The organism is Streptomyces sp. cg35 (assembly GCF_050410835.1).
In the GTDB taxonomy this organism is placed as follows: Bacteria; Actinomycetota; Actinomycetes; order Streptomycetales; family Streptomycetaceae; genus Streptomyces.
The window spans coordinates 8263961-8285416 of record NZ_CP191268.1 but is presented as its reverse complement, the minus strand read 5'-3'; the positions used below and the strand labels follow the sequence as shown (position 1 = coordinate 8285416).

At 73.4% G+C, this 21456-nt stretch carries 22 protein-coding genes and 1 pseudogene; 15 read left to right on the top strand and 8 right to left on the bottom strand.

The window, feature by feature from the left end; all coding sequences use genetic code 11:
* Positions 1-7 precede the first annotated feature (7 nt).
* Positions 8-1105 (top strand): abortive phage infection protein, encoded by a 1098-nt coding sequence (locus tag ACQUQD_RS38260; protein ID WP_428956819.1) that lies wholly within the window; start codon positions 8-10, stop codon positions 1103-1105.
* On the opposite strand, the gene ACQUQD_RS38255 is transcribed toward ACQUQD_RS38260, so the two are convergent.
* Complete coding sequence (locus ACQUQD_RS38255) at positions 1002-1367, bottom strand: YkvA family protein (RefSeq protein WP_428956818.1); 366 nt, start codon at positions 1365-1367, stop codon at positions 1002-1004. The genes ACQUQD_RS38260 and ACQUQD_RS38255 overlap by 104 nt on opposite strands.
* Before the next feature lie 42 nt (positions 1368-1409).
* Positions 1410-2204, bottom strand: a complete 795-nt coding sequence (locus ACQUQD_RS38250) for an SDR family NAD(P)-dependent oxidoreductase (protein WP_428956817.1) — start codon at positions 2202-2204, stop codon at positions 1410-1412.
* A gap of 131 nt (positions 2205-2335) precedes the next feature.
* Here ACQUQD_RS38250 and ACQUQD_RS38245 point away from each other — a divergent pair, with 131 nt between their 5' ends.
* Complete coding sequence (locus tag ACQUQD_RS38245; RefSeq protein ID WP_428956816.1) at positions 2336-2506, top strand: hypothetical protein; 171 nt, start codon at positions 2336-2338, stop codon at positions 2504-2506.
* A gap of 19 nt (positions 2507-2525) precedes the next feature.
* On the opposite strand, the gene ACQUQD_RS38240 is transcribed toward ACQUQD_RS38245, so the two are convergent.
* On the bottom strand, positions 2526-3032 hold the full coding sequence (locus tag ACQUQD_RS38240) for a DUF5709 domain-containing protein (protein WP_428956815.1): 507 nt from the start codon (positions 3030-3032) through the stop codon (positions 2526-2528).
* 322 nt (positions 3033-3354) lie between these two features.
* Here ACQUQD_RS38240 and ACQUQD_RS38235 point away from each other — a divergent pair, with 322 nt between their 5' ends.
* Together ACQUQD_RS38235 and ACQUQD_RS38230 are read left to right on the top strand one after the other, a co-directional pair.
* On the top strand, positions 3355-4674 hold the full coding sequence (locus tag ACQUQD_RS38235; protein WP_428956814.1) for an SLC13 family permease: 1320 nt from the start codon (positions 3355-3357) through the stop codon (positions 4672-4674).
* 190 nt (positions 4675-4864) lie between these two features.
* The gene (locus tag ACQUQD_RS38230; protein WP_428956813.1) at positions 4865-5284 is read left to right on the top strand and encodes a Ser-Thr-rich GPI-anchored membrane family protein; all 420 of its coding nucleotides are present in this window, start codon (positions 4865-4867) and stop codon (positions 5282-5284) included.
* On the opposite strand, the gene ACQUQD_RS38225 is transcribed toward ACQUQD_RS38230, so the two are convergent.
* Positions 5281-7911 (bottom strand): FUSC family protein, encoded by a 2631-nt coding sequence (locus tag ACQUQD_RS38225; RefSeq protein ID WP_428956812.1) that lies wholly within the window; start codon positions 7909-7911, stop codon positions 5281-5283. The two genes, ACQUQD_RS38230 and ACQUQD_RS38225, sit on opposite strands and share 4 nt — an antisense overlap.
* Positions 7908-8378 carry a MarR family winged helix-turn-helix transcriptional regulator gene (locus ACQUQD_RS38220; RefSeq protein ID WP_428956811.1) on the bottom strand — a complete coding sequence of 157 codons (471 nt, stop codon included), beginning with the start codon at positions 8376-8378 and terminating at the stop codon, positions 7908-7910. Before ACQUQD_RS38220 ends, ACQUQD_RS38225 begins: the two co-directional genes overlap by 4 nt.
* Before the next feature lie 156 nt (positions 8379-8534).
* Between ACQUQD_RS38220 and ACQUQD_RS38215 the strand changes: the two genes are divergently transcribed.
* The 4 genes from ACQUQD_RS38215 (at position 8535) to ACQUQD_RS38200 (ending at position 14483) form a co-directional block, all read left to right on the top strand.
* Positions 8535-11132 carry an ATP-binding protein gene (locus ACQUQD_RS38215; protein ID WP_428956810.1) on the top strand — a complete coding sequence of 866 codons (2598 nt, stop codon included), beginning with the start codon at positions 8535-8537 and terminating at the stop codon, positions 11130-11132.
* Between the two features lie 98 nt (positions 11133-11230).
* The gene (locus tag ACQUQD_RS38210) at positions 11231-12646 is read left to right on the top strand and encodes an FAD-binding oxidoreductase (RefSeq protein ID WP_428956809.1); all 1416 of its coding nucleotides are present in this window, start codon (positions 11231-11233) and stop codon (positions 12644-12646) included.
* Between the two features lie 57 nt (positions 12647-12703).
* The gene (locus ACQUQD_RS38205) at positions 12704-13336 is read left to right on the top strand and encodes a DUF6629 family protein (protein WP_428956808.1); all 633 of its coding nucleotides are present in this window, start codon (positions 12704-12706) and stop codon (positions 13334-13336) included.
* A gap of 181 nt (positions 13337-13517) precedes the next feature.
* The gene (locus ACQUQD_RS38200) at positions 13518-14483 is read left to right on the top strand and encodes an NAD-dependent epimerase/dehydratase family protein (protein WP_428957757.1); all 966 of its coding nucleotides are present in this window, start codon (positions 13518-13520) and stop codon (positions 14481-14483) included.
* Between the two features lie 8 nt (positions 14484-14491).
* On the opposite strand, the gene ACQUQD_RS38195 is transcribed toward ACQUQD_RS38200, so the two are convergent.
* Positions 14492-15181 carry a phosphogluconate dehydrogenase C-terminal domain-containing protein gene (locus tag ACQUQD_RS38195; protein ID WP_428956807.1) on the bottom strand — a complete coding sequence of 230 codons (690 nt, stop codon included), beginning with the start codon at positions 15179-15181 and terminating at the stop codon, positions 14492-14494.
* Between ACQUQD_RS38195 and ACQUQD_RS38190 the strand changes: the two are divergent.
* Positions 15138-15350 (top strand): annotated as a pseudogene (locus ACQUQD_RS38190) (FCD domain-containing protein); the annotation flags it as partial. The gene ACQUQD_RS38195 and the pseudogene ACQUQD_RS38190 overlap by 44 nt on opposite strands.
* 13 nt (positions 15351-15363) lie before the next feature.
* Here ACQUQD_RS38190 and ACQUQD_RS38185 read toward each other — a convergent pair.
* Positions 15364-16302 (bottom strand): GlxA family transcriptional regulator, encoded by a 939-nt coding sequence (locus tag ACQUQD_RS38185; protein WP_428956806.1) that lies wholly within the window; start codon positions 16300-16302, stop codon positions 15364-15366.
* Positions 16303-16523: 221 nt separating this feature from the next.
* On the opposite strand from ACQUQD_RS38185, the gene ACQUQD_RS38180 reads away from it, so the two are divergent.
* The 6 genes from ACQUQD_RS38180 (at position 16524) to ACQUQD_RS38155 (ending at position 20816) form a co-directional block, all read left to right on the top strand.
* Complete coding sequence (locus ACQUQD_RS38180; protein WP_428956804.1) at positions 16524-17195, top strand: DJ-1/PfpI family protein; 672 nt, start codon at positions 16524-16526, stop codon at positions 17193-17195.
* Between the two features lie 47 nt (positions 17196-17242).
* Positions 17243-17563, top strand: a complete 321-nt coding sequence (locus tag ACQUQD_RS38175; RefSeq protein WP_428956803.1) for a hypothetical protein — start codon at positions 17243-17245, stop codon at positions 17561-17563.
* A 2-nt stretch (positions 17564-17565) separates the two neighbouring features.
* Positions 17566-18033: a DUF2269 family protein gene (locus ACQUQD_RS38170; RefSeq protein ID WP_428956802.1), complete on the top strand. Its 468-nt coding sequence runs from the start codon at positions 17566-17568 to the stop codon at positions 18031-18033.
* A 2-nt stretch (positions 18034-18035) separates the two neighbouring features.
* Positions 18036-18308, top strand: a complete 273-nt coding sequence (locus tag ACQUQD_RS38165) for a DUF3817 domain-containing protein (RefSeq protein WP_428956801.1) — start codon at positions 18036-18038, stop codon at positions 18306-18308.
* 92 nt (positions 18309-18400) lie between these two features.
* Positions 18401-19942 carry a PstS family phosphate ABC transporter substrate-binding protein gene (locus ACQUQD_RS38160; RefSeq protein WP_428956800.1) on the top strand — a complete coding sequence of 514 codons (1542 nt, stop codon included), beginning with the start codon at positions 18401-18403 and terminating at the stop codon, positions 19940-19942.
* Between the two features lie 58 nt (positions 19943-20000).
* A complete protein-coding gene (locus ACQUQD_RS38155; protein WP_428956799.1) occupies positions 20001-20816 on the top strand; it encodes a hypothetical protein in 816 nt (271 codons plus the stop codon).
* Here ACQUQD_RS38155 and ACQUQD_RS38150 read toward each other — a convergent pair.
* A complete protein-coding gene (locus ACQUQD_RS38150; RefSeq protein ID WP_428956798.1) occupies positions 20813-21355 on the bottom strand; it encodes a helix-turn-helix domain-containing protein in 543 nt (180 codons plus the stop codon). The two genes, ACQUQD_RS38155 and ACQUQD_RS38150, sit on opposite strands and share 4 nt — an antisense overlap.
* Positions 21356-21456: the final 101 nt, after the last annotated feature.

Below are 21456 nucleotides of genomic sequence, written 5' to 3'. Positions count from 1 at the left end.
CATCGACATGAGCAGGGCACGCTTTCTGGGCCTCGCGGGGGCGGTCGGCGCGGGGGCACTGCTGCCGGCGGGCGCCGCGGCGGCGACGGCCCGCGGACGCTCCTGCGGGCTGTCGCACCGGGGTGTCGTGTACGAGGTCGGCGCGGGCGAGACACCCGCGACGGCCTGGAGCGCGGCGCGGGCCCGCGCCGATCTGCGGGCGATCCGCGACCGGCTGCACGCGGACTCGGTGAAGATCACCGGTGACGGGGTCGAACGGCTCACCGGCACCGCCGAGCAGGCGGCCGAACTCGGGCTGCGGGTCTGGCTGGAGCCGACGCTCGGTGACGTGCCCGCCGGCGACATCCTGGACCATCTCGCGCAGACCGGCCGGTTCGCGGAGCGGCTGCGGCGGCAGGGAGTGCCGGTCCACCTGAACGTGGGGTGCGAGTTCCTGCTGTTCGTCCCCGGCATCGTGCCGGGCGCCACCGCCGTCGAGCGGATCGAGAACCTGGCCAAGGGCCATGTCGACCCGGTGCGGACGGCGCTGAGGCTGCGCCGGTTCACCGCGCGGGCGGCGGCGGTCGGGCGGTCCGTCTTCCGCGGGCCGCTGTCGTACGCGGCGGCGCAGGACGAGGGCGTGGACTGGGACCTGTTCGATCTGGTGTGCCTCGACTACTACGGGACCTTCCCCAGCGCGGCGGGGCACGTCCGGGAACTGCGCAGGCACCGGCGGCCCGGGAAGCCGCTCGCGATCACCGAGTTCGGTACGTGCACGTTCGAGGGGGCGCCCGGGAGCGGCGGCATGGGCTGGGACGTCGTCGACTACGCGAAGGACCCGCCGGAGATCAAGGGCGGCCTGGTCCGCAGCGAGCGGACGCAGGCCGCCTACCTGACCGAGGTGCTGCGGGTCTTCGACGCGATGGGCCTGTACGCGGCCATGGCGTACACCTTCGTCACGCCGGACGCACCGCACCGTGACGAGCCCCGGCTCGACCTGGACATGGCGAGCTACAGCCTGGTCAGGCCGGTCCGGGACCGCCCCGCCGATCCGGGCTCAGCCTGGCACTGGGAGCCGAAGGAGTCGTTCCACGCGCTGGCTCGGGCCTACTCCGCGATGACGTGACGGCCCGCGCCGCGGAGTGCAGTGACTTCAGCGCGATGAGGAGGACCCCGATGTCGTCCAGGTAGATCGGGTCGGGGAGCAGGTCGACCGGCGAGATCGTGTAGACCACGGCCGCCCAGAACAGCGCTTTGCTGCGCAGCGGGATCCCCGCGTCGACGAGGAGTCTGCGCGCCTGGAAGACACGCACGAGCAGATAGCCGGCGGCCGCCAGCATGGCCACGGCCGCCACCGCGGCCAGGACGAACCATGTGCGGTCATCCATCAGTCGTCCACCTCTGTCCGGTCCCGGTTCGGGCACCCGCGCTCACGGCAGGATGGAGTCCACGTACCCGCCATCGACCCGTACCGCACCTCCCGTGGTCGCCGATGCCTGGTCGGATCCGAGGTAGACGACCATGTTGGCGATCTCCTCCGGCTCGATCAGACGGTGCAGGAGCGACTGAGGCCGGTGCTGGCGCATGAAGGCGCGCTGCGCCTCGTCCCACGGCAGGTCCCGGTCCACGAGTTCGTACACGAAGTCCTCGACCCCGCCGGTGTGGGTGGGGCCCGCGAGCACCGAGTTCACCGTGACCCCGGTGCCCGCGGCCCGTTTGGCGAATCCGCGGCTCACGGACAGCAGCGCCGTCTTGGACATGCCGTAGTGGATCATTTCCGCCGGCACCACGACGGCCGAGTCGCTCGCGATGAACTGCACCCGGCCCCAGCCGCGCTCCATCATGCCCGGCAGGAACATGCGGGTGAGCCGGACGCCCGCGAGGACGTTCACCTCGAAGTAGCGCCGCCACTCGTCGTCGCTGATGTCGAGGGGTTCGGCGGAGCCGAAGATGCCGAGGTTGTTGACCAGGATGTCGGCCTCGGGCAGGGCGTCGGCCACGTGCCGGGCGCCGTCCTCGGTGGCGACGTCCGCGACGACCGGGACCAGATCGGCCTCCGGGGTCTGCCGGGTCAGCCGCTCGATGCTCTCCCGCACACGCTCGGCCGAACGTCCGTTGACCCCGACGCGCGCCCCGGCCCGGGCGAGGCCGGTGACGATCGCCGCTCCGATGCCCTGGGTGGAGCCGGTGACCAGCGCCGTCCGACCCGTCAGATCGATCCGCATGCTCCGTTTCCTCTCCTCGGCCGTGGGCCGACGTTGTCACGCGTACGTCCGGTGTCCGGGTGCGGCGCACCGCCGGTCACGCGACGATGGGGCCGACTCGGGGCGGAACTCGACACGAGGAGATCGACGCCGTGCTCATCATCGTCGCGATGGTCCTGGGAGGACTCAGCGTGGTCTGCATAGGCATCACCGCCCGTCAGTGCGCGACGGACGACGTCGCGCTCGGTCCGCCGGTCGTCGCCCTGCTGACCGCTTTCACCTCGGTCGCGCTGATGCTGACGGCGACCGCCTACGGGCACTGACACCCGCCGGCGGGGGCCGTCACAGCAGCCGGTCGTCCTCGTCGACCAGGTGGACGGCGGCCTCCTCGGCGGAGGCCGCTCCGCCGTCGAGGCCGACGTCCTCCGCGAGCATGTCCTTCTCGGCGTCCTCGTGTGCGCCCTCGTCCGGTGCCACGAGCCGGCCCGCGCGCAGATCGCCGACCTCGTCGTCGAGCGGTTCGCCGTCGCCGTCGGCCAGATCGCCGACCCCGTCGTCGTCCTCCTCGTCCGACTCGAGCGCCTCGTACGCGTCGATCACGGGGTCGGGGCGTTCCTCGGCCAGCCGCTCGTCGAGGCTCTCGCCCTCCCGCTGCTCCGCCGCGGTGGTGCCCGTGTGCTCGACACCGAGCGGGCGCTCGGGGGGCGACCACCCTTCGTCGTACGGGTCGACTCCGCGGTCGCTCAGGGTGTCCTCCGCGTCCAGGACGCCCTCGTCCTCCCGCGCGTCCGGGTCTCCGGGCTGGTACACCTCGTCACCCATGAACGCCTCGTCGTTCCGCTCGGTCATCCCGTGTCACCTCGTCTCCCAGTCCCCGTGCCTGTTCGTCTCCTGTCCCCGTCACGTAACCAGCCTGCGCCACGTCACGCATATCGGCCCCTCAGCCGTGGGATTTACGGAGCGCCCGGGGCTTTAGTGAAGAATCTGCCATATATGCGCAGTTCCGGCGTTACATCCCTCAGCGTCCGTCACGGGCCGAGGTCCGGGGGCCGCGAGGGCCCAGGGGCCGGGAACGCGGACCACGGTTCTCGATCCGACCTCGTCGAGGATATTGACAGGCTCATGACCCACAGGGAAATTGGCTGAGCCACTCTTCCAATTGGAGTCGCCCGTGTCCGCAGAGCTGCTCTCGATCCTCGTCCTGGCGGTCGTCTTCGTGATCGCCACCACCCGCTCCGTCAACATGGGAGCCCTCGCCTTCGCCGCGGCCTTCGCGGTCGGCGGGCTCGCCGCCGACCTCGACGCCGACGCCGTGTTCGCGGGGTTTCCCGGGGACCTGTTCGTCGTCCTGGCCGGGGTCACGTATCTGTTCGCCATCGCCCGCGCCAACGGCACGACCGAGTGGCTGGTGCACGCCTCGGTCCGGCTGGTGGGCGGCCGCGTCGCGCTGATCCCCTGGATGATGTTCGCCGTCACCGCCGCGCTCACCGCGATCGGCGCCGTCAGCCCGGGGGCGGTGGCCATCGTGGCACCGCTGGCGCTCGGGTTCGCCGCGCAGTACGGCATCAGCCCGCTGCTGATGGGGATCATGGTGGTCCACGGCGCGCAGGCCGGCGGCTTCTCGCCGACCAGCGTCTACGGCTCGACGGTGAACAGCGTCGTCGCCCGCGAACACCTGCCCGGCAACGAGGGCGTCCTCTTCCTCGCGAGCCTCGTCGTGAACACCGTCGTCGCCGGCATCGTCTACACCGTGCTGATGCGCCGCGGCGGCGTCCCGGTCCGCGCACCCGAACGTGCCGCGGTGGCGGTCGGCGGCGACTCCACGGCCGCGTCGAACGAGTCACCGGAGCAGGCGGCGGACGGGACCGCGACCTCGCCTCCCGAGGAACCGCGGCTGGACGGACCGCGCATCGCCACCCTCACCGGTCTCGTGGCGCTGGTCGTCGGCGCCCTCGCCTTCGACCTCGACGTCGGCCTGACGGCGATCACGATCGCGGTGGTGCTCAGTGTGGTGTGGCCCGCGACGAGCACGACCGCGGTCGCCGAGATCTCCTGGTCCACGGTCTTCCTGATCTGCGGCGTGCTCACCTACGTCGGCGTACTGGACGAGATGGGCACCATCAAGTGGGCCGGGGACGCCGTCAGCGGCATCGGTGTCCCGCTGCTCGCCGCCCTGCTGCTCTGCTACATCGGCGCGATCGTCTCGGCGTTCGCCTCGTCCGTCGGCATCATGGGCGCGCTGATCCCTCTCGCCGTGCCGTTCCTCGCGGCGGGCGAGGTCGGCGCGGTGGGCATGGTGGCGGCGCTCGCCGTCTCGGCGACCGTGGTCGACGTCAGCCCGTTCTCGACGAACGGGGCGCTGGTGCTCGCGAACGCGGAGGACGTGGACCGGGACCGGTTCTTCCGTCAGTTGATGCTGTACGGGGCGGGGGTCGTGGTGGTCGCCCCCGCCGTGGTGTGGCTGGCGTTCGTGGTGCCGGGGCTCGGCTGAGGTGAGCGTCGTGGCGCGCGCGAGCATGCGCGGCGTCGGCCGCCCTGTCCTGTCGAGTCGGCCGCTTCGGGGACCGATCCGTACCCCATGGGGTGGCGCTGACCCATGATCCCTTAGGTGATCTTGTACGGGTGGCAGGTCTGACCTTGTCGGTTCCTTGTCGAACTCCCGATCGGAACGAGGTCGTCGCATGCGCCGTACCGGATTCCTGGCCCTGGCCGCCGCCCCACTGCTGTGGGGCTTCAGCCCTCCCGCCGAGCCCGCCGCTGCCGTCACCGTGACCGCCCCGGTCGCGGACTCCGTGCACCCGACGGGCGGCAGCCTGTTCGTGACCTGGCAGAACGGCACCGGGCGGGAGGTGGACATGTGGCTCGTGCGCGGCGGCACGGCCCGTGTGGTCCAGCTCGCCGCGAAGCTCACCGACGCCCCGTCGGGCGAGACCGCCACGGTCCTGCCGAAGGTGCCGGAGGGCGCGGGCTACGCGATCGAGGTCGTCGCCCGCGACGGCGGCGAACAGGGCTACAGCGCGCCGTTCACCGTTGCCGCGGGCGGCACGGGGGCCGCGGGCGCGACACGTCGGACACCCGCGGCCGCTCCCGCAGGAGCCTAGGAACGCAGCTCCACGTCCTGCCGCACCGTGCCCGACGGCCGCTGCACGGTGACCAGTACGGCCCGTGGCGCGTGCCGGGCGGCGGAGATCACCAGTGTGTGGGTGCCCGGGGGCAGCGCGTCCACGCCGTAACTGCCGTCTGTCACCGGGGACTTGGCGAGGCGCTTGCCGCGGGCGCTGATCACCGTCACCCATGCGGGGCAGCCCTCGGGGTGTGCGGCGCAGTGCACGCGGCCCTCGACGCGCGCCGTCCCGGTGGGCTCGGACGCCCGTAGGTGAGGCTCGTTCCAGGCCGCCATCAGGGCGCGGGTGCGCCGCTGCATGGGCGAGGCGGGCGCCTGCGCGGTGCGGCCCTCCGCGGCGATCGGAAGGCCGGCCTGCTCGGCGTAGGCGGCGAGGGTCTCGTCGAGGGCGTCGAGTTCGCGCAGCGCGGTCTGCAGGCGGCGGGCGCGCGGGCCCGGCGGGGCCGGGGCGAGTTCCGCCTCCAGCTCACGGACGAGCGGGCCGATCCGCCGCCAGGCACCGTCCACCTCGCCGCTCGCGAAGAACCGGTCGAGTTCCTTGAGGGACGCGGTGAGGGTGGCGGTGACCAGTCGGGCGCGTTCGGCCAGGCGCGGCGCCAGGTCGACGTCGATGTCGGCGGCCACCGCCAGCGCCCGGGCGTGGCCCGTCGCCGTGGCGAGGAGCGCTGCCCGGTGCTCGGCGGCGGGCCCGCGCACCCCGACCGGCATCCGCACCAGCGGCCGTACGACGCTCTGCACCTGGCTCAGCGCGGCGTCCACCGCGCGGGCCGCCCCGCGCAGCCGGACCGGCTCGTCCGGCCGGGACCAGCGCTGTTCGACCTGTATGACCACCTGGGCGAGCGCGTCGACGTAGCCGCGCTCGGCCTCCTTGACGACGGTGCGGCGGGACAGCGGGAAGATCAGGGCGGCGCAGGCGGTGGCGACGAGGATGCCGATGCCGTTGTCGAGGAGCCGCTCCCCCAGCAGGTGGTTCATGCCGCTGTCGGGCGTGGTGAGGGCGTAGAGCTGGACGAGCGCGACGACCAGGCCGACCACCCAGCAGGCGTAGGCGCGCTGCATGCCCCAGGCGCCGAGGGTGAGTCCGGCGACGATGACGGCGAGGGTCGCGTACACGTGGTCGCGGCCGATGAGGTGCAGGACGACGATGCCGAGGACGGCGCCGATCGCCGTGCCGACCATGCGGTGGCCGAACTTGCGCAGGCGTTCGTGGGTGGTGTTGGTGCCGAACAGCGTGATCATGACGCCGACCAGGCCCCAGTAGAAGCGGTGCGGGTCGATGGCGTCGGCGATCGGGCAGACGATGGCGGCGGCGACGGCGGCGTGCACGGGGACGCGGACGAACGGGACGGCGCGGCGCCAGCCGGACTCCGAGCCCGCGGCGAGGACGCGCCGGGCGGGGCCGGCCGAGCCGGGCAGCCGGTTGTTCTCCAGGGCGACGGTGGGCTGGAACGGGACGTCGGCCGGGCTGGTCGACGCGGTGTGGCCGAGGGCGAGCCAGTCGCGCAGGGACGCGGCGAGCGAGTCCAAGAGGTGTCCGATGCGACGGGCGAGCACGGCGGCCTCGACGTGGTCGGCCGGTGCGGTCGCGTCGCCCAGGATCGTCTCGGCGCGCTCCTGGATGTGAGCGGCGGCCGGGCGCAGGCCCTCCGCCTGGCCGAGGGGGGTGTCGCGGGCCAGCACGAGGCCGACGGCGAGCGCTTCGCGCAGGGGCTCGGGGACGGGCTGCCGGGTCAGGTCGGCGGCCGCCTGGCCGATGCCGCGCAGGGCCAGTTCGGCGTCGAACAGGTGGCGGTGCAGCAGTTCGGCCGCGGCCGGGTCGGCGGCGACCTCGGGCTGGGCGAGCCGGCCGTCGATGGTGACGGTGGTGATGTTCAGGCGGCGCAGCGAGCGGTTCATCCGGCGCACCGCTCGTTCCCGGTCGGCGTCGGGGTCGAGCGTGTCGACGGCGGCGTCGGCCACTCGCCGGGCCTCGACGACGAAGGCCCGCTGGGTGCGCAGCAGGTCCTCGCGGGGCATGGGGTAGCACAGCAGCAGGCGGGTGGCGAGGACGGCCGCGGCGGAGACCAGGGCGACGGCGAACGCCTTGCCGACGAGCGCCGTCGGGATGCCCGCGAGCATGCCGACCATCAGGCCGTTGAACAGCATCATGCCGGTGAGCAGGGCCATCGGCCCGAACCGGGCGAGGAAGAAGGTCAGCGCGAGCGCGGTGATCATCAGGACCATCTGCGGGACGCGCTCCCCGTTCAGGGAAGCGCACAGCCACAGCACCGCGGTGTACGGGAACGGCATCCACAGGATGGCGCGGGCGAGCCGGTCCCAGGTGTTCTCGGCGACCGCGAACGCGCTCATCAGGCCCATCATCCCGGCGACCATCATGCCGATCATGGGCGGGATCGACAGGGCCTGCGCCATGCCGTAGCCGACGGCGAGGGAGGTGACCATGGCGACCAACGACCGCCATCCGGACTGGAGTTGGCCGAGTCCGGGGTCGGCGGCGAGCACCCAGTCCCACCGTCTGCGCGGCCCGGCGACCCGGTGGGGGGCGAGGTCCGCGGCGGTCCGGTGCGGGGCGGACGTGTCCGGCAGTGTGTCCGGGGTGGTCAACTGGCCTCCGATTCCATGGCGTTCACAAGTACGGCGATGGCATCCCGCGCGGCCGAGACCGCGCGCTCCGAGTCGTCGATACCGCCGTCGAGAGCGGTGAGCAGGGCGGCGGCCATCCGCTGACGGCCGCGTTCGAGCAGTTCGCGCCCGGCGGGCGTGAGCGATGTCTCGACCGCGCGCCGGTCTGACGCGCAGCGCTGCCGTTCGACGAGCCCGGCCTCTTCGAGCTTCTGCAGGATCACGGTGACCCTTGGCTGCGCCATCCCGGTCCGGGCGGCGAGCTCGGTGACCCGGCGCGGTGCCGGTTCGAGCGCGTCGAGGAGTGCGGCCTGACTGCGCGTGAGTCCGAACTCACCTGCCCGGAACAGGGCTTGGGTGAGCTGCCCGATCCCCCGCAGCAGACCGCGGGCGGCGCCTTCGATGCGCCGGGCCTCGAAGGTGTCGACGGACTCCGAGGATAGATGCATACGGAAATTATATACATGTCAGATACAAGCACTCGGTCCGGGGTCCGGCCCGGCCCTACGACGCCCCGGTCGCGGCCGTGCCGCGGGTCTCGTTCGATCGACGTATCCCGCCGCACGACGCGGCCGCGCCCGGCGCCGTGGTGGGAGGATCCGGACATGGACGGGGGGATCCTCGAGCGGGATCTCGAACTGCAGCGACTGGCCGCCGCCGCACGGGACGCCGCGGACGGCGCGGGCTGTGTGGCGCTCGTCGTCGGCGAGGCCGGGATCGGCAAGTCCTCCCTGGTGCGGGCCCTGCCGGGGGTCCTGCCCCGCGGCGCGCGGCTCCTGGTCGGGTACTGCGACGACCTGGCCACGGGCCGCCCCCTGGGACCGCTGCGGGACCTCGCCGGCGGCGTGGGCGCGGAGCTGGCGCGGGCGCTGCGCGACGCGGGCGACCGGTACCGGGTGCACGAGGCGCTGTACGCGGAGCTGGCCGGCGGTCCGCGCCCGGCGGTGCTGGTCGTGGAGGACGTGCACTGGGCCGACGAGGCCTCCCTGGACGCGTTGCGTTATCTGGTGCGCCGGGTCGACGGGCTGCCCGCCGCGATCGTCCTCACCTACCGGGACGACCAGGTCGGCCGCGGCCATCCGCTGCGGCAGCTGCTCGGGCTGCTGTCGGGGGTCGCCCGGGTGCACCGGCTGCCGCTGGCCCCGCTGTCGCCCGGGGCGGTGCGCGCCCTGAGCGCGACGGCGGATCTCGACGCGGCGCAGGTGTACGCGGTGACGTCGGGCAATCCCTTCTTCGTCGCCGAGGTGATCGCGGCGGGCGACACCGGGCAGGTGCCGCCGACCGTCGTCGACGCCGTGCTGGGCCGGCTGCGCGGCCTCGACGACGCGGCCCGGGACGCCCTCGAACAGTTGGCCGTGGTGCCCTCGGCGGTCGAGCGTCCCCTCGTGGAGGCGCTGCTGCCGGACGGCGACAGCGCACTCGCGGCGGGGGAACAGGGCGGGCTGCTGGTCGTGGCGGTCGACCGGGTGGCGTTCCGGCACGAGATCATCCGGCGCGCCGTCGCCGACTCGCTGCCGGCGGCGCGCCGGATCGCGCTCGACCGGGCCGTCCTGTCCGCGCTGGTGACGACCCCGGGCGCCGACCGGTCGCGGATCGTGCACCACGCGGCGGCGGCCGGGGACACCGGGGCCGTGACGCGGTTCGGGCCGGGGGCGGCCCGGGACGCGGCGCGCGCGGGCGCGCACCGGGAGGCCGCCGCCCATCTGCGGCTCGTGCTGCGGCACCGGCACCGGTTCGGCCCCGCCGAACAGGCCGATCTGCTGGAGCAGTTCGCGGTCGAGAGCTACACCATCGGGGATGCGCGAGCAGCCGTGACGGCCCAGCGCGACGCCGTCGGGGTCCGCCGCGAGCTGGGCGACCTGCGGGCGCTGGGGGCGGATCTGCGCTGGCTGTCGCGCATCCACTGGTGGGCCGGCGACGCGGCGGCGGCACAGGCGGCCGCGCGCGAGGCGCTCACCGTGCTCGAACAGGCCGGTGACAAGCGCCTGTTGGCGCTCGCCCTGAGCAACACGGCACAGCTGCGCATGCTGTCCGACGCGTACGCGCAGGCCGTCGAGTACGGCGAGCGGGCCCTGGCGCTGGCCCGCGAGGCGGGCGACACGGCGATCCTCGCGCACGCCCTCAACAACGTCGGCAGTGCCCGCTGGCGGTCGGGCGACCCCTCGGGGCAGCGTCAGCTGGAGGAGAGCCTGCGGGTGGCGCTGGCGGCCGGCGAGGTGGAGCACGCCTGCCGGGCGTACGCGAACATCGTCTGGTCGCTCCTCGACGACCTGCGTCTCGCCGAGGCGGACCGGTACCTCACCCCCGCCACGGAGCTTGCCGACCGCGCCGAGCACCTGGGGTTTCTCACCTACCTCCAGGTGGAGCGGGCGCTGCACCGGTTCGCCGCGGGCGACTGGGCGGCGGCCGAGCGCTGCGCGCTGCTCGGCGCCGATGTGTTCCCGCCCGCCCGCTGCCCCGCGCTCACCGTGCTCGCCCGGATCCGGATCCGGCGCGGCCACCCGGGTGGCGGTGAGCTCCTCGACGAGGCCTGGCGGATCGCCGTGGGCACCCGTGAACTGCAGCGCACCGGGCCGGTGGCGGCGGCCCGCGCGGAGGCCGCCTGGCTGCGCGGCGACCGGGCAGGTGTGGTCGCGGCCGCCGCGCAGGTGTACGCGCGGGCCCGGCGGCTGTCCGCCCCGCAACGCGCCGAACTCGGCTACTGGCTCAGCAGGGCGGGCAGAACCGTGCCGCCCGACGGCTCGTGCCACCCGTACGCGCTCCAGGCGGCGGGCCAGTGGGACAAGGCGGCCCGGCTGTGGCGGGAGGCGGGCTGCCCCTATGAGCACGCGGCCGCCCTCGCACAGAGCCCGGACCCGGCGGACAAGGTGGGCGCGCTCTCCGCCCTGGACGCCATGGGCGCGGTTCCGCTGGCCCGCCTGGTCCGGGCCGAGCTGCGGGCGCTCGGCGTGCGGCGCGTGCCGCGCGGCCCGCACGCGGCGACGCGGCACAATCCGGCAGGGCTGACCGACCGCCAACTACAAGTGACACGGCTGCTGTTGGCGGGCCTGACGAATCCGGAGATCGCCGACCGGCTCGTCGTCTCCGTCCGTACGGTCGACCACCACGTCAGCGCGGTCCTGGAGAAGCTCGACGCGCCCACCCGGCGCCGGGCCGCCGCGCGGGCCCGGGAACTCGGGCTGCTGCCGGGCGGCGAAACATAGGCAGGCGGCGGGCCAGAGGTGGGTGGCGGGCACGCATGCCGGGGCGGGCCCGCGGCCGTAGAACGAGCGGACGACGTCCATCAGGCTCGGGGGGCCGCATGACCACCACGCCCGCACAGGCGGCGCGCCGTGAACTGAAGTCTTTTCAGGGCGAGTTGACCGGTCCGCAGGATTCGGGGTACGACGAGGCCCGCGCCGTCTACAACGCGATGATCGACCGGCGCCCCGCCCTCGTGGCGCGCTGCGCCGACGCGGACGACGTCGCGCGTGCCATCGGCTTCGCCCGCCGGCACGCGCTGCCGCTCGCGGTGCGCGGCGGCGGCCATCACGGCGCGGGCCTGGGCACCTGCGACGACGGAGTCGTCGTGGACCTGGCGCCGCTGGACTCCGTGGAGGTCGACGCCGCCGCCCGCACGGTCCGCGTCGGCGGCGGCGCCACCTGGGGGCTGGTCGACGCGGCCACCCACGAGCACGGCCTGGCCACCCCCAGCGGCATCGTCTCCACCACCGGCGTCGGCGGCCTCACCCTCGGCGGCGGGCTCGGCCATCTCTCCCGGCGCTGCGGCCTGACGGTCGACAACGTCCTGGCCGCGGAGGTCGTCCTGGCCGACGGCACCCAGGTACGGGCGGACGCCGACGAGCACACGGATCTGTACTGGGCGCTGCGCGGCGGGGGCGGCAACTTCGGCGTCGTCACCGCGTTCACGTTCCGGCTGCACGAGGTGTCCACGGTCGTGGCAGGACCCAGCTTCTGGCCCGCCGAGCAGGGCGGCGACGTCCTGTCCGTCTACCGGGAGTTCATTCCGTCCGCGCCCCGCGACGTCAACGGCTTCTTCATGTACGGGACCGTGCCTGCGGCGCCCCCGTTCCCCGAGGAACTGCACCTGCGCAAGGTGTGCGGCGTCGTGTGGTGCCACACGAGCGGCGATCCCGAGGCGGCGGGTGCGGCGATGGCGCCGTTCCTCGACCGGCTCCCCGGCCCGCTGCTGCACGCCGTCGCGCCGATGCCGCACCCGGCCCTGCAGTCGATGTTCGACGAGCTCTACCCGCCCGGTCAGCAGTGGTACTGGCGGGCCGACTTCGTGCGGGACATCCCGGACGAGGCCGTGGCGCTGCACGCCAAGTTCGGGCCCGAGGCGCCGACCGTGCAGTCCGGGATGCACCTGTACCCGATCGACGGAGCGGTGCACGACCACCGGGCGGCCGACACGGCGTTCCACTACCGGGACTCCAGGTGGGCGAGCGTCGTCGCGGGCGTGGACCCGGACCCGGCGAACGCCGAGCTCCTCAGGCGCTGGACGGTCGACTACTTCGAGGCGCTGCATCCCTTCTCGGCGGGCGGCGCCTACGTGAACATGATGATGGACGAGGGGCAGGAGCGCGTACGGGCGAGCTACCGCGGCAACTACGCGCGGCTCGCCCGGATCAAGGCGGCCCTGGATCCGGAGAACCTCTTCCGTCTCAACCAGAACATCGAACCCGATCCGGCCTCCCGCTACGAGGCCCGGCCCTGACCGTACGAGGAGAGCGCCGACGCGCCGCGGCGGCTTCGGGAACGTAGCGTTGCGCGCATGTGCTGGAGCGCGACGGCGGATCTGGTGGCGGGCAGCGCGATCACCGCGGTGGGGGTCGCGTGCGTGGCGCGCGCGGCCCGCACCCGACCGCGTGCCCTGCCGCTCGCGGCGCTCCCGCTGCTGCTCGGTGCCCACCAGATCATCGAGGCGGTGATCTGGACCGAGGGCGGTGGCCGCGGGCCCCTGGTCGTCGCCTGGGCGGTGATCGCCCTGCCGCTGCTGCCGCTGTGGGTCCCGGTGGGCGTGCTGTGCGCGGCACCGGACCGGGCCCGCCGACGCCTCGTGGTCCCGCTCGTGTGCGGCGTCGCGACCTCCGCCGCCCTCGCGTACGTGCTGGCGACGAAGACGGTCACGGCCGGGATCCGCGGCCACACCATGGGCTACGAGATCGGGCTGCCGCACGCCGGATGGCTGATCGCGGGATATCTGGTGGCGACGATCGGTTCGCTGCTGCTGTCCGGCGACGGGGGCCTGGTCCTGCTGGGCGGTCTGGTCGCGGTCGGCGCCGCCGTGTGTGCGGCGCTGTGGCGCTGGGAGTTCATCTCGACGTGGTGCGCCGCCGCCGCGCTGTGCTCGGTGGTGCTCTACGGCTGGGTCCGCCGGGACGCACCGGCCGCCGACCGGGACTGAGCCCCTCCCGCCCGTTCTCCCGCGTGCCGCGCGCAAGCCCCCGCTCCCCCGGCCCCTCCCTGCGGGCGCCCCATCCTTGCTACACCCATGCGCGAGAGTTAGAGTCTCTAACAGACGCGATGAGTCATCACACCCGATGTCGCCGCGCGCGTCCGCCGAAGGGATTCCCATGACCAGCACCATGACCACCGCCCGGCCCCTGCACTGCGTCCTCGGCTCCGGCCCCGCCGGGACCGCCCTGGCCGAGGAACTCGTGCGCCGCGGTCACCCCGTGCGCCTCGTCGACCGCACGGGCGAGGGGCCCGCCCTCCCCGGCGTCCGGCGCCTCGCCGCGGACGTCAGCACTGCGGAGGGCGCGCGCATCGCCGTCGACGGGGCCGCCGTCGTGTACCACTGCGTCAATGTCGGCTACCACCTCCAGGTCGCGGTGATGCCGAGCATCCAGGAGGCCGTGCTGGGCGCGGTGGAGGAGAGCGGGGCGCGCCTCGTCGTCCTCGACACGCTGTACCCGTACGGCGAGACGGGTGGCGCGGTGATGACGGAGGACTCGCCCTGGCAGGCCACGACGCGCAAGGGGCGGATGCGGGCCGAGCTCGACGAGAAGTACCTGGCGGCGCACCGTGCGGGGCGTGCCCGGGTGGCGCTGGGCCGGTCCGCCGACTTCTTCGGACCCGGCGTCCTCAACTCGACGCTGGGCGGCGCCGTCTTCCCTGCCGCGCTGACCGGCGGCGAGGTGCCGGCCCTCGGCGACATCGACCAGCCGCACAGCTACACGTACATACGCGATGTCGCGGCCGGTCTCGCCACGCTCGGCGAACGCCCCGACGGCGACGGCCGCGTCTGGCACCTGCCGACCGACACGGCGCTGTCCACCCGCGCCGTCCTCACGATGGTCGAGCGGCGCACGGGGCGGCCGCTCCGGCTGACCGCGGTGCCCGAGCCGCGGCCGTTCGGGCCGTTCGACGAGCGGTTCATGGCCGAGTACGCCGAGATGTTCTACCAGCACACCGAGCCGCAGATCATGTCGTCGGCCGCCTTCGAGGGGCACTTCGGCGTCCGCCCCACCCCGCTCGCCGAGGCACTGGACGCCACCCTCGCCTGGTACGGCGCGTGGCTGAGCGCCCAGGCCACGGCGGGCCGGCGTTGACGACGTGATCAGTACGGCTGGCGCTTGATCTCCTTGATCTTGAGCATGCGCGTGATGACCTTGTCGAGCTCGGCGTCGTCGAAGACCTTCTTCCAGTCGTCGCGGACGATCGACTCGCGGCCGTAGTCCATCGCGATGAGGCAGGCGTCGGAGAACGGGTTGGAGCCCTTCAGCGTGTTGGCGAGGGCGACCTGGGTGTGGCCGAGCAGCATCGCGCGGGCGGCCTTCTCGGGGACGCCGACGGTGTGCACGGTCTCGTGCAGCGCCTCGGTGAGCAGCGCGCCGACCATGCAGGCGATCGTCTCGACGAGCGTCGGCTCCAGGACGGCCAGCTGCTTGACGGTCACCCAGTGGACGTCGACGACGGGGGCGCACATGACGCGGATGACGGAGTCGGCGAGGGCCTGCTTCCCGGCGTCGCCGCCCTCGTACGCGGCGACGACCTCCTGCGGGGCGGCGATCCCGCCGAAGGTGTCCTGCCACTCCTCCTTGGTGGTGCGCTCCAGGAAGACGGACGGGTGGCAGGGGTGGGCGCAGGCGTAGTGCACGTCGTCGCGGGCGAACAGCAGGCCCGCGTACGCGGCGGCCGGGTCGAGGGTGAGGACGACGGCGCCCGGCTTCATCAGCGGCACCAACTGCTCCGAGACGGTGCCGATCCGGGCGCTGCTCCAGGTGTGGATGGAGCGGGTCAGCGACATCGAGGGCACCGTCAGCGGCACCCTGTGCGAGCACGACGCCGTGCTCAAGGCGATCCGCGACCGGGATCCGGAGGCCGCGGACCGGGCGATGACCGAGCACATGCGGATGGCGAGCGCCCGTCTGCGGGAGTCGATTGCCCCGGCGGACGACGGCGACCGGCCGGCCTGACCGGTCGCGGCGGTCAGCTGAAGGTACGGCGGTACGCCTGCGGGCTGACCCCGGTCGTGCGCTTGAAGCGGTCACGGAACGCGGTGGGCGAACCGAAGCCGACCTGGGCGGCGATCCGTTCCACCGGATGCCCGGTGGTCTCCAGGAGGTGCTGGGCCTGCCGGATGCGGGCCCGGTGCAGCCACTGCAGCGGAGTGGTGCCGGTCTGTTCGCGGAAGCGGCGCATGAGCGTGCGGGTGCTGACGCCCGCGCGGGCGGCGATGTCGGCGAGGGTGAGCTCGCTGTCCAGATGGTCCCGGAGCCAGGCGAGCAGCGGTTCGAAGGTCGACCCCTGAGGTGCGGGCGCGTGGTCGTGGACGATGAACTGCGCCTGCCCGCCCTCCCGTTCGAGGGGCATGACGGAGAGCCGGGCCGCGTCCGCCGCCACGGCCGAGCCGTAGTCACGGCGGATCAGGTGCAGACACAGGTCGAGGCCGGCGGCCGCGCCGGCCGAGGTGAGGATCTGCCCGTTGTCGACGTACAGGACATCGGGGTCGACCTCGACCTCGGGGTACGTGGCGGCGAGCAGATCCGCGGCGATCCAGTGGGTCGTCGCGCGCAGTCCGTCCAGCAGACCGGTGGCGGCCAGCGGGAAGGTGCCCGAGCAGATCGACGCGATGCGGGTGCCCTGCGCGGCGGCCGTCCGCAGTGCGTCACGGACGGCGGGCGGGAGCGGGGCCGTGGGCGTGGCGGTACCGGGCACGATGATCGTGTCCGCACCCTTGAGGCCCTCCAGCCCCCGGTGCGCGCGGATCGTGAACGCGCCCGCGTCCACCTCGGCACGCTCGGCGCACACGCGGACCTGATAGCCGGGGCGCCCGTCCGGGAGGCGGGTGCGGTGGAAGACCTCGATCGGCGTGGACAGGTCGAACGGGATCACCTGGTCCAGCGCGAGGACGGCGACGATGTGCATGGCCAGAACCTACCCCTTCACCTGGATGACGCCACAGCCTTCGACGGGAACAACGATGGATCTGACCTGCGAGAAGACTTCCCGGAAGGCTGCCGGGCGGACTTGGCGATATTCCGTTGACAGTCGTCACTATTGCCACTGGGACGGGCGGGCGCGGCTGACTAGCGTCGACGGCGATCCCGGCTCCCGCCGGGCCCGTCGCACATGAAGGAACCTCCCCCATGCACGTCCAGATCGTCCTCTTCGACGGCTTCGATCCCCTCGACGCCGTCGCCCCGTTCGAGGTGCTGCACGCGGGCGGTGTCGCGTCCGGCGGCGCGGTCCGGGTGGAGCTGGTCTCCGCGGAGGGTCCGCGCGACGTGGTCAGCGGGACCGGCGGATTCACCCTGCGGGCCACCGCCGCCCTCGACCCGTCGCGAGCGGGCCTCGTGCTGGTGCCCGGAGCCTCGGGGCGCCTCGGCGAGCCAGGCGAGGTGCCCGACGAGGACACGGCCGGGGACTCGGTCCCCGTGCTGCTGGGCCGCACGCTGGACACCGGGCTGCCCGCGCTGCTCAAGGCCGCGATGGACAACCCCGAGCTGACGGTCGCGACCGTCTGCGGCGGCTCGCTCGTCCTGGCCCTGGCCGGGCTGCTGGAGGGCCGCCCCGCCACGACGCACCACCTGGGCCTGGACCTCCTGGACGCGACCGGTGCGCACGCGGTGGACGCCCGGGTCGTCGACGACGGCGATCTCGTCACCGGCGCCGGTGTCACCTCTGGGCTCGACCTGGCCCTGTATCTCCTGGAGCGCGAGGTGGGCCCCCAAGTCGCCCACGCCGTCGAGGTGTTGTTCGCCCACGAGCGGCGCGGCACGGTCTGGCGGGCCACGGGTCCGGAGCCCGCCCGGCTCTGACCGCGTCCCCGCACGCTCACATCCCGAGAAGAGAGAAGAACCATCGCATGTCCGTCGAAGGCATCTGGGACCTGGCCGTCGTCACCCCCATCGGCACGATCGAGGCCGTCGTCGAGCTCCGCCGGGAGGGCGCCGGTCTCACCGGCGTCGCGCACGGCGCGGGCGAGGAAGTACCGCTGAAGGAAGTGGAGTCGACCGGTGACCGGCTCACCTGGAAGCAGGCCGTCACCAAGCCGCTGCGGCTGAATCTGGCCTTCGCCGTGACGGTCGACGGCGACAGCCTGAACGGCACGTCCCGCGCCGGACGCCTCCCCGCCTCGAAGGTCAGCGGCACGCGCCGCCCCGTGGCGACGGGCGCGGGCCACTGACCATGGCGAAGCTCCTGCTCTCCCTGCACGTACTGGCCGCCGTCCTGACGGTGGGGCCGGTCACCGTCGCCGCCAGCATGTTCCCCGCGTCCCTTCGCCAGGCGCTCGGTCCGGCGGGCGACGCCGACGCGCTCTCGACGCTGCGGACACTGCACCGCATCTGCCGGGTCTATGCGGGCATCGGCATCGCCGTACCGCTGTTCGGGTTCGCGACGGCGAGCAGCCTCGGCGTCCTCGGCAGTGCCTGGCTGATCGTCTCGATCCTGCTGACCGCGGCTGCCGCCGCCGTACTGGCACTGTGGATCCTGCCCGCACAGGAAGCGGCCCTGGCCACGGCGGAGCGGACCGACGGCTCACCGCTCCTGCGGAGCGGAAGCCAATTGGCCATGCTCACCGGCGTGTTCAACCTTCTCTGGGCCACGGTCACCGTCCTGATGATCATCCGCCCCGGCTCCACCACGGGGGTGTGACCATGCGCGTACATCCTCTGCGCATCGCGGCGCACACCGAACTCCTCTCCCTTCTGGTGCTGTTGGGGAACCTCGCGACCGTCCACCTCCAGGCCGTCTCCTCGCTCATGGGGCCCACGCACGGCTGCACCTACCTGATCGTCGTCGTCGCGACCTGGCGGCACGGCCGGGCGGACGGCGGGGCGAAGGCCGTCGCACTGGTCCCCGGCGTCGGCGGACTCCTCGCGCTGCGCCGGCTCGGCCAGGACAGCGCCGTGGCCGCCACCGGACCCTGAAGTCCGTTCCGGCGCTGAACATCTGACGAACAGTCGGCGAAGCTCGGCAGCGGACCCGCCACAGGGTGCGGCGGGTCCGTAGCGTCGGCCCCATGGGATGGCTCGAGATCACCTTCACGGCCGCGGGTCTGCTGCTCGGCGCCGTCTCCATCGTCACGCCGTTCGTCGCGGACCGGCGGGCCCGGCGCAGCAGACGCATCGGCTTCCGCAAGCAGATGGACATCGCCATAGGACACAACGGCCAGGTGAGCGGGGCCGATCCGCGGCTCGGCCTGTTCAACGACCTGCCGGCGATGCGGGACGCCACCCTCGTGCTGCTGCGCATCGAGAACGACGGCTCGCGGTACATCGAGGAGTCGGACTACATCGATCCGTCGACGCAGTACGGGCTCACCGCCGAGTTCCCCGGGCGGCGCATCGAGGCCCAGGACGTGACGCTGCCCGCCGAACACGCCAACCTCATGGGCTACTTCGAGAACCAGCCCGGGCTGCTCGTCGCCGGTCCGGGCACGCTGCGCATCCCGCGCGTCCCGCTGAAGCCGGGCGCGTACTACAAGATCCTGGTGCTTCTGACGGGCGGCCAGGAGGCTGACCCGGTCGCCGTCACCGGCGACATCAAGGACGGAACGCTCCACGAGAACCACAGCCTCACCCCGGACGAGAAGCCGCCGGTGTTCAGCAAGCAGGCCCGCTGGACCACCGTCGCGCTCGGCCTCGCACTCATCGCCGCCGCGACGCTGCCCCCGCTGATGCCGTCCCCGCTGCCGGACGACTGCGCGACGGGCGCCCTGCGACTGACGGGCTCCACGGCGTTCGCGCCGGTCATGACGGAGCTGGCGCAGAAGTACCGGGAGCACTGCGGCGGCCGCCCGGAGATCACCGTCGCCGCCCACGGCAGCCGCACGGGGGTGCGCGAACTCGCCCTGTCCGGTGGCCGCTCGGAGCAGGGCGCGACGGTCATCGCGTTCTCGGACGGGCCGCGCCCGGCGAGCTACACCCGGCTCGCCGAGAGCCGCGTCGCGATCTCCCTGTTCACCCTCGTCGTCCAGGACGACGTGCGCCTGAGGAACCTGTCCGTCGCCGACGTGCGCCGCGTCTACCGGGGCGAGATCCGCAACTGGTCGCAGCTCGGCGGCCCCGACCTGCCCGTGGTCCTGGTCAGCCGCACCTCCGGCTCCGGCACCCGCAGCGCCCTCGGCCACCGAGTCCTCGCGGGCGCCGACGAACCCCCGGCCTCCTCCGACGACTGCGTCGCCCGTACCGTGCGCGGCGCCGCGGTGCTGCGCTGCGAGCTCGACTCGACCGAGCAGGTCCTCGACACCGTGGCCCGCACCCCCGGCGCGATCGGCTACAGCGAGCTGCGTGCCGCGTCCCCGCCGGAGGCGCCGCGCGGACTGCACCGCGTCACCCTCGACGGCCACACCCCCGACCCCGACCGCCTCACCACCAGCGGCTACCCGTACCGCGAGATCGAGTACGCCTACACCTACGGACGCCCGCCCGCGGACTCGCCGGCGTCGAGCTTCCTCTCGTACGCCGTCGACAACGGGACCGGCAAGGGCGTGGTCGCGACCTACGGCCATCTGCCCTGTGGCACGGCGGTCGGCCTTCAGGTGTGCGGCAAAGGCGGCTGAACATACAATTCATGGGTATTTCGGGCGCTCGGAGCGCCCGGGACGGCGAGGTGACGTCATGGCCGGACAGCCTTCCCCCCTGCTGCGCCGAGCGGCGCGCGTTCCCGTGACCGCGGCGGTGATCTGCGCGAGCGTGTTCGCCGCGGGCCCGGCCCCGGCCGACGACGGGAGCTCGACGGATCCCGGCGCACAGCAGCTGGCCGCCGACGCGAAGAAGGAACTCCTCGACGCGCGCTCCCTGCATCTGGTGCTGGCCAACCGCGCGGACGGCGACCGGGACGCCCGCGCTCCCGCCGCGTTCGACCTGCGTCTCGACGAGGACGGGAACTGCGCCGGGTCGCTGCGGATGGGCACCGGCGGCGCCGACGGCGGGAGCGTCGACCTCGTGAAGCGGGGCGACGAGGTGTGGATGAAGCCGGACGCGACGTTCTGGAAGACGCAGGTGTCCGGCGGCTCGGGCGAGCTCGCGGCGCAACTGTTCGGCGACAAGTACGTGCACGGCACCACGGACGACCCGATGCTGGACGGCCTCGCGGACGCCTGCGACCTGGACGCGTTCCGCGGGCAGCTGGAGAGCGGCTCCGCCCGCGACGCCCAGGAGAAGCTCACCAAGGGCGCCACGACCACCGTCGACGGCACCCGCGTGGTCCCGCTGACCGGCCAGGACGAGGACAACCGGATCACCCTGTACGTCACCGAGGACGCGCCGCACCGTCTGGTACGGGCCACCGAGCAGGGCCCGGACGAGAGCGTCACGATGACGCTCACCGACTACGACCGCCCGGTCCCGAGCAGCACGCCGTCGGCGGACGAGTCCGTGGACGTCTCCAAGCTGCGCGACGTCGACCCGAGCGGGACGCCGCCGCAGGTCTAGTCGGTGACTTTCGGGTACCGCACGAAGAGGATCCCGTGGACCTCGCCCCGCGGGGCGCTGTAGCGGTGCGGGGCGTCGGCCCGCCAGTGGGCGTGGCCGCCCGGGCCGACGGTCTGCGGCCGGTCGGGGAGGCCGACGACCGCGGTGCCGGACAGCACCATGAGGCTCTCGGTGGTGTGCGGCACATGGGCGGTCGAGTCCTGCGTGGCGCCGCCGGCGATGGTGACGCGGAAGACGTCGGTGGCGGCTCTCTCGTCCTCGTACCGCTCCAGCAGGACCGCGGTGACGGCGCTGCCGGAGACGCCGCCCGCGCCCTCGGCCACGCCCGCCGGCGGGTCGTCCAGGACCGCGCTCAGCGGACTGCCGAGCGCGGTGGTCAGTGCGTAGAGGGTCTCCAGGGTGGGATTGCGCAGCCCGGACTCCAGCTCCGAGAGGGTCCCCTTGCCGACGCCCGAGCGACGCGCGAGCTCGGACAGGGACAGGCCTCGGTCCAGGCGCAGCCTCTTGAGCCTGCGTCCCACCTCTTCGTTGAGGCCCATCGTCCCGGCTCCCGTCCGTCACCGCGGCTGCGTCCGACATCGGTTTGTTGACGGTTCACCGCCCACCTCCTTAGTGTTCCATAAACAGAACGTTCCGTTTA